Origin of the sequence: Mesorhizobium sp. M0145 (genome assembly GCF_040322355.1) — a bacterium.
Lineage (GTDB): Bacteria > Pseudomonadota > Alphaproteobacteria > Rhizobiales > Rhizobiaceae > Mesorhizobium.
Genome location: NZ_JAMYTK010000038.1, coordinates 30,338 through 41,324, shown reverse-complemented (window position 1 = coordinate 41,324; position 10,987 = coordinate 30,338). Strand labels below are relative to the sequence as shown.

The 10,987-nt window shown below is 61.9% G+C and carries 12 protein-coding genes; 6 read left to right on the top strand and 6 right to left on the bottom strand.

What is annotated here, in order from left to right:
* Positions 1 to 287 precede the first annotated feature (287 nt).
* The 3 genes from clpS to NKJ28_RS30790 all read right to left on the bottom strand — a co-directional run bounded on the left by clpS (position 288) and on the right by NKJ28_RS30790 (position 1,445).
* Positions 288 to 593: an ATP-dependent Clp protease adapter ClpS gene (gene clpS / locus NKJ28_RS30800; RefSeq protein ID WP_023679498.1), complete on the bottom strand. Its 306-nt coding sequence runs from the start codon at positions 591 to 593 to the stop codon at positions 288 to 290.
* A 257-nt stretch (positions 594 to 850) separates the two neighbouring features.
* On the bottom strand, positions 851 to 1,066 hold the full coding sequence (locus NKJ28_RS30795) for a hypothetical protein (protein ID WP_352456451.1): 216 nt from the start codon (positions 1,064 to 1,066) through the stop codon (positions 851 to 853).
* Between the two features lie 34 nt (positions 1,067 to 1,100).
* Complete coding sequence (locus NKJ28_RS30790) at positions 1,101 to 1,445, bottom strand: hypothetical protein (protein ID WP_023679500.1); 345 nt, start codon at positions 1,443 to 1,445, stop codon at positions 1,101 to 1,103.
* Positions 1,446 to 1,682: 237 nt separating this feature from the next.
* Between NKJ28_RS30790 and NKJ28_RS30785 the strand changes: the two genes are divergently transcribed.
* Both NKJ28_RS30785 and NKJ28_RS30780 read left to right on the top strand, forming a co-directional pair.
* Complete coding sequence (locus tag NKJ28_RS30785) at positions 1,683 to 2,399, top strand: response regulator (RefSeq protein WP_352568020.1); 717 nt, start codon at positions 1,683 to 1,685, stop codon at positions 2,397 to 2,399.
* Positions 2,396 to 3,805, top strand: coding sequence for an ATP-binding protein (locus tag NKJ28_RS30780; RefSeq protein ID WP_023679502.1), 1,410 nt, complete (start codon positions 2,396 to 2,398; stop codon positions 3,803 to 3,805). Before NKJ28_RS30785 ends, NKJ28_RS30780 begins: the two co-directional genes overlap by 4 nt.
* 236 nt (positions 3,806 to 4,041) lie before the next feature.
* Here NKJ28_RS30780 and choV read toward each other — a convergent pair whose 3' ends face one another.
* The 3 genes from choV to NKJ28_RS30765 all read right to left on the bottom strand — a co-directional run bounded on the left by choV (position 4,042) and on the right by NKJ28_RS30765 (position 7,128).
* On the bottom strand, positions 4,042 to 5,223 hold the full coding sequence (gene choV, locus NKJ28_RS30775) for a choline ABC transporter ATP-binding protein (RefSeq protein WP_023679503.1): 1,182 nt from the start codon (positions 5,221 to 5,223) through the stop codon (positions 4,042 to 4,044).
* Positions 5,220 to 6,074 (bottom strand): choline ABC transporter permease subunit, encoded by an 855-nt coding sequence (choW, locus tag NKJ28_RS30770; protein ID WP_254819158.1) that lies wholly within the window; start codon positions 6,072 to 6,074, stop codon positions 5,220 to 5,222. The genes choV and choW overlap by 4 nt, the downstream gene beginning before the upstream one ends.
* A gap of 118 nt (positions 6,075 to 6,192) precedes the next feature.
* Entirely contained in the window at positions 6,193 to 7,128 is a 936-nt protein-coding gene (locus NKJ28_RS30765) for a choline ABC transporter substrate-binding protein (protein WP_023679505.1), read from the bottom strand.
* A 237-nt stretch (positions 7,129 to 7,365) separates the two neighbouring features.
* Between NKJ28_RS30765 and NKJ28_RS30760 the strand changes: the two genes are divergently transcribed.
* From NKJ28_RS30760 to NKJ28_RS30745, 4 genes are all read left to right on the top strand, one after another.
* Positions 7,366 to 7,977: a thymidine kinase gene (locus NKJ28_RS30760; protein ID WP_023679506.1), complete on the top strand. Its 612-nt coding sequence runs from the start codon at positions 7,366 to 7,368 to the stop codon at positions 7,975 to 7,977.
* A gap of 127 nt (positions 7,978 to 8,104) precedes the next feature.
* On the top strand, positions 8,105 to 8,494 hold the full coding sequence (locus tag NKJ28_RS30755; protein ID WP_352638287.1) for a c-type cytochrome: 390 nt from the start codon (positions 8,105 to 8,107) through the stop codon (positions 8,492 to 8,494).
* A gap of 215 nt (positions 8,495 to 8,709) precedes the next feature.
* Entirely contained in the window at positions 8,710 to 9,798 is a 1,089-nt protein-coding gene (locus NKJ28_RS30750; RefSeq protein WP_023679508.1) for a hypothetical protein, read from the top strand.
* A 35-nt stretch (positions 9,799 to 9,833) separates the two neighbouring features.
* Positions 9,834 to 10,979, top strand: a complete 1,146-nt coding sequence (locus NKJ28_RS30745; RefSeq protein WP_023679509.1) for a hypothetical protein — start codon at positions 9,834 to 9,836, stop codon at positions 10,977 to 10,979.
* The last annotated feature ends 8 nt before the right edge of the window (positions 10,980 to 10,987 follow it).

The following is a 10,987-nucleotide window of genomic DNA, read 5'->3' as shown; positions in this document are numbered from 1 at the left end:
TCTGTCTAAAATCGGCGGATCGGCCGGTCATGCCGGTCGATGCCATACCAAGCCGTCGAAAACTGCTTTCCCGGCCTTCAAAAAAAGCCCCATTAACTCACCAACCAGGATTTCGCTTCCCGTGCAAAGCCCTCCTTGTGGGAGAAGGTGGATTGGCGCGCAGCGCCAAGACGGTTGAGGGGTGCTGGACGGAGTGCCGTCCTTGCCAAGCTGGAACACCCCTCATCCGACCGAGCTTCGCTCGGCCACCTTCTCCCACAAGGGGAGAAGGAAGAAAGCGAACCGCCCTACTCCTCCGGCTCCGTCGTGAACATCAGCGGGTAGCCCTTGGCCTTGCCGGCATCGGTTGCCCGCGCCGCCTTAGTCTCGGCGACATCCCTGGTGAAGACGGCGACAACGCAGACGCCGCGCCGGTGCGCGGTGATCATTATCCTATGCGCCTGGTCTTCGCTGAGCTTGAACTCGGCCTTCAGCACCGTCACGACAAACTCGCGCGGAGTGAAATCGTCATTGACCAGGATGACCTTGTAGAGCTTCGGCCGTTCGACCTTCGGCTTCGTGCTGGTACGGGGTTTTGTCGTGATTTCAGGCATTGGACCGGCAATTGCGTACGACAGCTTTGCGGTCATTTTGACATGGGCAAAAGCGGTCGTCCATTCAACCGCGCGCGATCGGCTTCCCGGCAGGCGCAGTTCAAAAGTCCGTGCCTATGTGGGAACTGCCGTCTGGCGTTCAACGGGGGGTGTGGGCCGGGACTGGCCCTACTGTCTGCACGCAACAAAAAAGACGACCGCTCCAGGCAAATCGCAACTGGAGCGGTCTTCTCATAGGGTAGAAAGATGTCGCTTGATCAGGCCTTCGGAGTTGCCTTGACCGCGTGCTTCTTGTGCTTCTTGACGGTCTTCTTGGCAGCGACCTTCTTCACGGCCTTGGCCGGCGCAGCGGTCGTCGTTGTCGTCGCAGCCGGGGTGGTGGTCGCGGCATTGGCGCTGCTGGCGCCGAGAACCGGCATCGAGACGGCCAGCGCGATGGCGAGACCGAGGGCGGAGAGGAGGGACTTTTTCATGGCTTCACTTCCTTTTTGTGCAGATCGGATTGTGTCACTGAACGGGATCGATCGGTGTCACTCCAAGCAGCTTCAAAGCATTCGCGAGCATCCGGATTCCCTGTGCCTGTTTCTTGTTGGCACAGAACCGGTTTCCCTTTCTTTGAAGTGCTTTCGCAGCGGTGACCTGCGTTGCCGCGGCATGGGTTTCGAGGGCTTCGTCAAACTGGCGGTTCAGATCGATGCAACGCTCGCTGCGGGTGGTCGCCACCTTTGCATCGGCCGCCTTTGCATTGGCCACCTTCGCATCGGCCAGTTTTGCATCGGCATGTTCGACCGCGGCCGTGACGAGCGAAATGGAAAGCAACGCACCCATCAGACTGATCGAGAACCTTTGCATTGGTCTGTCCGTAATCCCGTAACGCGTGTCGCAGCCGATGACCTGACCGCCACGGCACCACTTATGCCTTTGATTTTTTTCGGCAGTTTTTCCGGATTGTAGAATTTTGTTTCTGGATTGTTTCTGGGCAGCCCGGATCGAGCCGCCGATCTTCACTGGCCAACTTATGGCCTGAATTCTATCGTCTGGCTGACGGCCGAAGCAGCGCTTGGGCGATCCACAAATGACAGGTTCCCGGTGAAATCCGACCCCCACATACTGATCGTCGACGACGACAAGGGCATTCGCGACCTGCTTCAGGAATTTTTCCAGAAGCGAGGGCTGCATACATCGATCGCCGCCGACGGCACCGAGATGGAGACCATCCTGCGCCGCGCCCAGGTCGACCTGATCGTCCTGGACGTCATGCTGCCCGGCAAGAGCGGGCTGGAGCTCTGCCGCGAGTTGCGCGCCAATTATTCGACGCCGATCATCATGCTGACCGCGGTTACCGAAACTACCGACCGCGTGGTTGGGCTGGAGATGGGCGCCGACGACTACGTGCCGAAACCCTTCGATCCGCGCGAGCTGCTCGCACGCATTCGTGCCGTCTTGAGACGCAATGGCGCCGCCGAACCGCGACGCGCCGCCTCGCGGCAGATCTACCATTTCGCCGGCTGGACGATGGACTGTTCGCGCCGCCGGCTGATGGCGCCCGGCGACGTCAGGATCGAGCTGACGATGGCCGAATTCAATCTCCTGCAGACCTTCGTCAAGAGCGCGCAGCGCGTACTGAGCCGCGAGCAGCTGATCGAGCTGTCCGGCGGCGACAGCGGCTACAGCTTCGACCGCAGCGTCGACATTCTGGTCAGCCGGCTGCGGCGCAAGATGGAGGACGACCCGAAAACGCCGAAGCTGATCCTGACCGTGCGCAGCGGCGGCTACCAGTTCCTGCCTGAGACGACCTCCGAATGAGACGCATCCTGCCGCAAACGCTGCCGGTCTGGGTGCTGCTCATCGTCATCGCCGGCCTGCTGATCAGCCAGATCGCGACCCTTTACATCGTTTCGCGCGACCGTGCCGCCGCCAATGACGTCGTCGATCTCTACCGGCTGAACGACCGCGCCTTCTCGCTGGTGCAGCTGATGCATGATGCTACGCCGGAACAGCGCAAGGCGACGGCCTCCGGCCTGTTCAACGCCACTTATGCGCTCACCGTCTCCGACACGCCCGCCGTTACTTCGTCGATAGCCGGCGACGACGAACTGGCCGAATTGGAAGACATATTGGTCGGTCGGCTATCGAAGTTCGGCATCACCGACGCGCGGGTCCGCCGCGACCCGGCAACGCACGAAGCCGACGCTCCCGGTGGGACGGTCGCCGGTCCCGATATCGGCCAGGTCGAGCGCGACCTGCTGGTGCTGGCGGCCGATTTCGCCCAGAGCGACAAGCTGACCGCTTCGCTTCGCTTTGCCGACGGCCAATGGCTGAACTTCACCGAGCCGAACACACCGGCCGGACCGATACTGAGCTTCGATAGCCTGCCGCTCTATGCCTTGATCGCCGGGCTGGTGGTGGCTTCCTCGATCTGGTCGCTGCGCCGGCTGACGGCGCCCTACCGGATGATGGAGACCGCGGTGAAGCGGATCGGCGAGGACCTGAAAAGCCCGCCGATCGCCGAGAGCGGCAGCCGCGAGGTGCGTACCGCGGCAAAGGCGGTCAATGCCATGCAGGCGAGGCTGCGCGCCTACGTCGAGGACCGCGAGCATCTTGCGGCCGCACTGGCGCACGACCTGCGCACGCCGCTGACCAGGATGCGGCTGCGCCTCGAACTGCTGAGGAATTCGTCCGTGCGCGCCGCACTGGCGCACGACCTCGCCGACATCGAAGGCATTGCCAGCTCGGTCATCGACTTCGCCACTTTCGAGGTGACCGAGGAGAAGAGCGAGAGGATCGATTTCTGGTCGCTGGTAGAATCGATCGCCGACGGCTTCGACGAGGTCTCCTTCGACAATGAGGACGCGCGCTCGCGCGGCCTGATCTGCGTCGCGCGGCCGGTCGCGCTACGGCGCTGTGTCACCAACCTCGTCCAGAACGCGGTGACCTATGGCAAGAGGGCGCATCTCAGCCTGCGTCAATCAGGCAAGACAATCACGCTGGCGATCCATGACGAGGGTCCGGGCATACCGCAAGCCGAGCTCGACGCCGTGTTCGGCTCGTTCGTGCGCCTGGAACAGTCGCGCAACCGTCAGACCGGCGGCCTCGGCCTCGGCTTGACCATCGCCCGCAACATCGCCCGTAGCGCCGGCGGCGAAGTCAGCCTGTCCAACCATCCCGATGGCGGCCTGATGACGGAGCTGCGCCTGCCGCTTGCGGTTTAGCTTGCGGTATCGGGCTAAGCCGGCGTTCCTTCGCGCCCCCTCTGTTCTGCTGGACACCTCCTCCACAGGTGGGAAGATTGGCCGTCGTCGCCGATTTCGCCAATTACAAACGTTGGAATGTGAGAGCCGTCCGCGAAACCGCCGATCTCCCCCAAGTAGGAGAGATGTCCGACAGAACAGAGGGGGGCGCGACAGAACTCGGCGTTTGGTCTTGGTTCTCTCCCCAAGGAGAAAAACTACCTTCTCAACACCGCGCTCAGCACATCCCTGACGCCGATGGCGCCGACAAAGCGCGACTGGTCGTCGAACAGCGCCACCGGTGCCGTCTGCGAGCGATGCATGGCCAGCATCACGGTCTTCAGCGAGGTGCCGGGATTGGCCCAGAACACCTGCGCCGTCTCCTCCGGCTGGGCTTCGACATCGGCGCAGGACACCCATACCGCGGGCTTGCCGTCGCGCTCGGCCGCCGCCACCAGCCCATGCTCGTCGATCTTGAAACGCGTCGTCCTGCGCCGGTCGAGCCACACCCAGCCGTTCTCGCCGTGTTCGAGGTCGCGGCGGTCGCGCATGACGTTCCACGCGGTCAGCACCGAGAGCGGGTTCACATTGGCGATGAAGTCGCGGACATAGTCGTTGGCGGGCCGCAGCACGATGTCTTCCGGCGCGCCGGTTTGCACGATGCGCCCGCCTTCCATGATGGTGATATGGGTGCCGATCTTCAGCGCCTCCTCGAGGTCGTGGCTGACGAAGATGATGGTCTTCTTCAGCTCGGCCTGGAGCTGCAGCAACTCGTCCTGCAGCTTGGTCCGGATCAGCGGATCGAGCGCCGAGAACGGCTCGTCCATGAGCAGGATCGGCGCCTCGGTGGCAAAGGCGCGCGCCAGGCCGACGCGCTGCTGCATGCCGCCGGAAAGCTCATGCGCATATTTCTTCGACCACTGGTCGAGATGAACCAGCTTCAGTTGCCTGTTCACCCGCTCCTTGCGCTCGGCTTCGGGTACGCCGGCGAGCTCGAGGCCAAGGCCGACATTCTCCTCCACCGTGCGCCACGGCAGCAGCCCGAACTGCTGGAACACCATCGCCACCTGCTTCTGCCGCAGCCGCCGAAGCGTCGCCTCGTCGCAGGTGACGACGTCGACCGTACCGTCGCCGTCCTTGACCAGCACCTGGCCGCGCGAGACGACGTTCAGCCGGTTGACGGCTCTGAGCAGCGTCGATTTGCCGGAGCCGGAAAGCCCCATCAGCACCGAGATCTCGCCCTCGTTCACGGTGAGGCTGGCGCCGGCGCAGCCCAGTACGTTGCCGGTCTGTTCGAGGATCTCGGCTCGGGTGGCACCACTGTCGATCAGCGCCAGCGAGCCTGCCTGGTCGGCGCCGAAGACGATGTCGACATTCCTGAAATCGACGGCGACGGTCATTTCTTGCCTCCCACGCCGATGCGCGTCATCCGGTCGAGCACGATGGCGAGCACGACGATCGCCAGCCCTGCCTCAAGCCCGAGGTCGATCCTGCGCGAACCGAGCGCCCGGTTGATTTCCGTACCGAGGCCGCCGGCGCCGATCAGGGCGGCGAACACCACCATCGACAGCGACAGCATGATCGACTGGGTCAGCCCAGCCATGATGGTCGGCAGCGCCGAAGGCAGCTCGACCTTCCACAGCAGCTGGCGCTTGGTGGCGCCGAACGCCTCGCCCGCCTCGACGATCGATTTCGGCACCGAGGTGACGCCGAGATGGGTGAGCCGAACCGAGGTCGGGATGACGAAGATGATGGTGACGATCAGGCCGGGCGCGTTGCCGAGGCCGAACAGGGTCAGCACCGGGATCAGGTAGACGAAGGTCGGCAATGTCTGCATCAGGTCGAGCACCGGCAGCATGACGCGATACACCTTCGGCTTGTGCGCGGCCCAGATGCCGAGCGGCACGCCGATGGCCATCGACACGGCGGCGGCGGCGACCACCAGCACCAGCGTCTCCACCGTCTGCTTCCACAGGTTCTGGTTGAGGATGAACAGCAATCCGATGAATACCGCCAAAGCCAGGCCTTTCGAGCGCTGCAGGAAATAGGCGAGCAGAGCGATCAGCGCGATCAGCAGAACCGGCGGCAGCAACAGCAGCCCGTCGACGATGCCGTCGAGCAGGAAGTTGAGGCTGTTGGAAAAAGCCCTGAAGATGGTGTCGAAATTGTCGGTGAGAAAGCCGAAAAACGCCTTCCCCCATGCCCCGATGGGAATCTTGTAACTGACCAGGAATTTGGAGATCGGATCCATCTAGCCCCTCTTCTACCGGCGCCGTCCTTCGCCGGACGGTCATCTTGTCACAGGATATGAAAAAGGGCAGCCATTTCTACCGTGGCTGCCCCTTGTCTCGTCATGCCAGATGGTCGGGTCAGCTTCCGAGCGCCGTTTTCACCGCAGCCGCCGCATCGCCGCCGTCGAAGGTGGTGACGCCGGCGATCCAGGGAGCGACCGCGTCCGGGTGCTTCTTCAGCCAGTCGGTCGCGACCGTATTGGCGTCGCCGCCCTTCAGGATCGCGTCCATCATCTCGCCTTCCATGTCCAGGTTGAACTTCAGATTGGCGATGAACTTGCCGGCGTTCGGACATTCGCTCATGTAGCCCTTGCGTACATTGGTATGCACGGTGGCAGCACCAAAGCCGCTATCTCCCATCCCCTCGAGATAGGTGATCTTCATGGCGCCCATCACCGGATGCGGCGTCCAGCCGAGGAAGGCGATCCATTCATTGTTCTTCATCGACTGGTCGGCCTGGGTGAGCATGCCGGCCTCGGAAGATTCGACCAGTTCGAAGCCTTCGAGATTGGTCTTCGGATCCTTGATCATGTCGAGGATGATGCGGTTGCCGTCATTGCCGGCCTCGATGCCGTAGATCTTGCCGTCGAACTTGTCCTTGAATTTGCCGAGATCGGTCAGCGTCTTGACACCGGCATCGGCGACATAGGTCGGAACGACGATGCCGTAGCCGGCACCGCTGAGATTTTCACTGACGGTCTCGACCGAGCCTTCGGCGGCATAGTCCTTGATGTCGTTGGTCATCGACGGCATCCAGTTTCCGAGGAACACGTCGAGATCTTTGTTCTTCAGGGACGCATAGGTCACCGGCACCGAAAGCTGGATCACCTGCGGCTCGTAGCCGAGCGCCGTGAGCAGCACCGAGGCGACGCCGGTGGTCGCCTGGATGTCGGTCCAGCCGACATCGGACAGACGCACCGTCTTGCAGCTTTCCGGATCGCCGGCGAAGGCCCCAGTCGTGGATAGAAAAGCCGCCAGGCCGAGGCCGGCGACGAATGAACTCATACGCGACATGAAAATTCTCCCATTTCAGTTCTCGGTGAAGCGAAGCGACGGTTTTATCTCCGCCTTTGTTCCGTCAGCCAAACATCATTCTGCTGCGGTTTCAAGCACTAAGGCAATCACGAACAACGGCGCAGGCTGGCCGATCAGCGACACGCCCGCCGCTTTCCGGATGGAAGTCGCCTTTTCCCGGTGGAATGTAGGCGCTCCCCCTCCCCGCTTTGTTGCAACTCGGCTTAAAAGGACGGCATGGCCAAGCTGTACTTCCATTATGCGACGATGAATGCCGGCAAGACGACGATGCTGTTGCAGGCCTCGTATAATTACCGCGAGCGCGGCATGACGACGATGCTGTTCATCGCCGGCCACTACCGCAAGGGCGATACCGGGCTGATCTCGTCGCGCATCGGCCTGGAGACGGAAGCCGAGATGTTCCGCGACGGCGACGATCTGTTTGCCCGGGTCGCCGAGCATCACGACCACGCCACGGTCCATTGCGTCTTCGTCGATGAGGCGCAGTTCCTCGAAGAGGAGCAGGTCTGGCAACTCGCCCGCATCGCCGACCGGCTGAACATCCCGGTCATGTGCTACGGCCTGCGCACCGATTTCCAAGGCAAGCTGTTTTCCGGATCGCGCACCCTGCTGGCAATCGCCGACGACCTGCGCGAGGTGCGCACCATCTGCCGTTGCGGCCGCAAGGCGACGATGGTGGTGCGCCTCGGCGCCGACGGCAAGGTGGCGAAACAGGGCGAACAGGTGGCGATCGGCAAGGATGTCTATGTCTCGCTCTGCCGCCGCCATTGGGAAGAAGAAATGGGCCGCGCCGTGCCCGACGATTTCATCGGCTTCACCAAAACCTGACCAGCGCTATTGCTTTCATCCGACCTCCCGGCCGACATTCGTTCACCAATCGCGCCATCGTGCGGCGCTTGTTTAAGGCCTGCTTGCTATTTCAGAACCTCTCAGCCAGAGCCGTCGGGGAGTTCCCATGCTTCGAGCCATTTCGTCTGCCGCTGCTTTCCTCATCGCCGGCGCTCTTGCCGCGCATGCCGACGGCGATGCCGCTCTCGGCAAGAAAGTCTTCAACAGATGCATGGCCTGTCATGAGGCCACGAGCGACCACGACAAGGTCGGCCCGCATCTGCTGGGTGTCGTCGGCCGCACCGCCGGCACCGCGAACAGTTATCTCAGCCGCTACTCGCAGGGGATGAAGGACGCCGGCGCCGCCGGCCTGGTCTGGGACGAAGCAAACCTCGCCGAATACCTGCGGGCGCCGCGGCAGAAGGTCCCCGGCAACAAAATGGCCTTCTCCGGCCTGACCAGCGACGACGACATCGCCAATGTCATCGCCTACCTCAAGGCCGATCCCAAGCCCTGAGCGTCGCTCCCGACCTAAAGTCCAGCCGCGGTTGAAGCGGTGTCTGACCGGACGGCAGTTACACCGTAATCATTGCCTGACTATCCTGCGGTCGGCCTCCTGAAATTCTTTTGTTTTCCTGTAATCCCATGTCTTCCGTCTTTCATTCGCCAAACCCGGCACATATATTCGCGGCGGTTTGCGAAACGAAACCGATGCCGAAGCGGGAGGCCCCAATGGCGACATTGCAGAATTTCGATGCCGAGATTGCCAAGACCAAGCAGGTCGTAGAGGACATGCGCACCAAGATCGAGCAGTCCGGTACTGTGCTCGACACGCTCGCCACCGCCGACAAGAAGATCGGCGACGCCAATTTCGACATCGAGAATGCCCGCATTGAGGATGTGCTGAAGCAGCAGAAGGTGATGGAAGGCAATATCGCCGACCTGATTATCGGCCTCGAGGACGCCACCAACGTCTTCGGCGCCGAATTCGAGAGCATGAAGAACTACACCGGCTGGGAAAATTTCGTCGGTGTCTTCTCCAGCCAGCGCAAGCAGCGCCTGCGCACCGACCGCGTCCGCAACATGTCGCTGGCCGGCAATCTGCAGGAGCTGCTGGCGAAATCCGACACCATCGTCGGCATCCTCAAGGCTCAGAAGCAGGTTCTCGACACGCGCTACAAGACCTCCGAGGCCAGCCTGTCGCAGGTGATCGAGCGCCGCAAGACCACCATGTCCAATCTCGAGACCGTGCAGAAGCGCATCGAGGAGCTCAACCCGATGCTGCTCGACATCGAGAACAAGATCGCCGCCTCGACCAGCCAGAAGGTGCGCACGCAGCTGGAAGGCGAACGCTCGAAACTGGCCACGGAATACAACGAGAAGCAGGCCAAGGAGCAGGAATTGCTGGCCGAAAGCCAGACGCTGGAGCGCTACACCTCGATGTTCCAGACCTTCGTCGATTCGCTCAACAACCAGATCGCGGCGCAATCGACGCTGATCAACAAGCTGACCATCGATACCGAGCAGCGCATCGTTCTGTACAAGGCGCTGGAAGATTCGCTGAAGACCGCCGCCCAACAGGATGTCGCCCACAAGATCAACACGCTGGGCAGCCAGGTCGACAACACCGCCGAAGAGACCATGGCCGGCATTGGTGCCGCCTCGCAAAAGCACATCGGCGATCTGCTTGAAATGCACGAGAAGAACATGGTCGCCACCGCCGACATCCAGCGCCGCAAGAAGCTCGCCGACGATGCCTTCGCCCGCCGCTTCGACGATGTGATGAAGAAGCACAATTCGGCAAATTACGTGCAATCGTAATTGCTGCACGTGCACTGCTCCCAAGGGCTGGCAGCATGACCCCCGAAAACGAAGCTGCGGCGCGCTATTTCTCGGCGATCACGGCGGCACTTGGCGGCCTCGAAGTGTTCATGCGCGACGATCGCTCGCCGCTCTATCGGCACGGCATCGTCGCCAAGGTCGTCGCCGAATATATTGCGCGGCTCGACAAGTCGTTCTCGTGCTGGCGCAACCGGCTGGGCTTCACCGAGACGTTCCGCATCTCGCGCGCCGAAAGCGGTTTTCCGGTCTTCCAGAACCTGCTCGAGTTGGAGAACGACCGGCTCCAGGCCGATGCGCGCCTCGCCAACCTTCCGCTGGCCGATGAGCTGCGCGAGGAAATGGCGGACTTCATCCTGCGCCACAAGGAATTTCCCGAAGCGCTGCAGAAGTCGATGGCCGAGCGGCTTTACCTCGAGGACGTCAAGAGCGAGACCACCTTCGGCCCGTTCACGCTGGCCCAGACGGTCAAGGTGTCGGTCAATCCGAAGACGTTGCGCCCCTATTATCTGGTCCACTGGGCCTGCTTCGACGGCAGCGCCAACCTGCCGCTTGTGTATATGGTGACGGTCGAGGATTCCTCGGACGACATGATCCGGCAGCTTGTCGACTCCAGTGGCAAACTTAATGAGAGGGTCGACATTCCGCTGCCGGTCGACGGCTTGCTCAATCCCGAGCTTGCCCACCGTTTCGACGATTTCACCGAGAAGAATTCCGCCTACGCGCTGTCGCCGGCGACCATCGCGGTCAACCTCGACAAGGATTTCGAGCCGCTGCATCCCAAGCAACTGCGTCGCGTCGTGCTCGGCCCGTTCTATTCTGCAGGGATTACCGACAACAATTCGACGGTGAGCGAAGTGCTGGCCAAGGTGCGCAAGCCGGAAAACGCCTGGCTGCTGACCTGGACCATCCAGGAGGTCTTTTCCAAGGCCGAAAAGCCAGGCCGCAAGGGGCTGTTTTCGAGCGAAAAGACGACGCAGGAATTCTTCATCAATACCGACGATCTCGAGGCCGCGCGGCAAGGCGTGTCGAGCTATGAGAACCATGCGTTGATTCCGCACGAGGCCTATCAGGCGCTCTATGCCGCCGGCGAGGCGCAGAAGATCTTTTCGGGCTACAAGGTCCACATCCTGTCCAAAGGGCAGGTCATCAGCGACGTCTGACCATCAAA

Excerpts from the sequence above, each read along its gene's own strand:
- clpS (WP_023679498.1), bottom strand. The coding sequence starts at position 593 with ATGCCTGAAATCACGACAAAACCCCGTACCAGCACGAAGCCGAAGGTC.
- NKJ28_RS30795 (WP_352456451.1), bottom strand. The coding sequence starts at position 1,066 with ATGAAAAAGTCCCTCCTCTCCGCCCTCGGTCTCGCCATCGCGCTGGCC.
- NKJ28_RS30790 (WP_023679500.1), bottom strand. The coding sequence starts at position 1,445 with ATGCAAAGGTTCTCGATCAGTCTGATGGGTGCGTTGCTTTCCATTTCG.
- NKJ28_RS30780 (WP_023679502.1), top strand. The coding sequence starts at position 2,396 with ATGAGACGCATCCTGCCGCAAACGCTGCCGGTCTGGGTGCTGCTCATC.
- choV (WP_023679503.1), bottom strand. The coding sequence starts at position 5,223 with ATGACCGTCGCCGTCGATTTCAGGAATGTCGACATCGTCTTCGGCGCC.
- choW (WP_254819158.1), bottom strand. The coding sequence starts at position 6,074 with ATGGATCCGATCTCCAAATTCCTGGTCAGTTACAAGATTCCCATCGGG.
- NKJ28_RS30765 (WP_023679505.1), bottom strand. The coding sequence starts at position 7,128 with ATGTCGCGTATGAGTTCATTCGTCGCCGGCCTCGGCCTGGCGGCTTTT.
- NKJ28_RS30760 (WP_023679506.1), top strand. The coding sequence starts at position 7,366 with ATGGCCAAGCTGTACTTCCATTATGCGACGATGAATGCCGGCAAGACG.
- NKJ28_RS30755 (WP_352638287.1), top strand. The coding sequence starts at position 8,105 with ATGCTTCGAGCCATTTCGTCTGCCGCTGCTTTCCTCATCGCCGGCGCT.
- NKJ28_RS30750 (WP_023679508.1), top strand. The coding sequence starts at position 8,710 with ATGGCGACATTGCAGAATTTCGATGCCGAGATTGCCAAGACCAAGCAG.
- NKJ28_RS30745 (WP_023679509.1), top strand. The coding sequence starts at position 9,834 with ATGACCCCCGAAAACGAAGCTGCGGCGCGCTATTTCTCGGCGATCACG.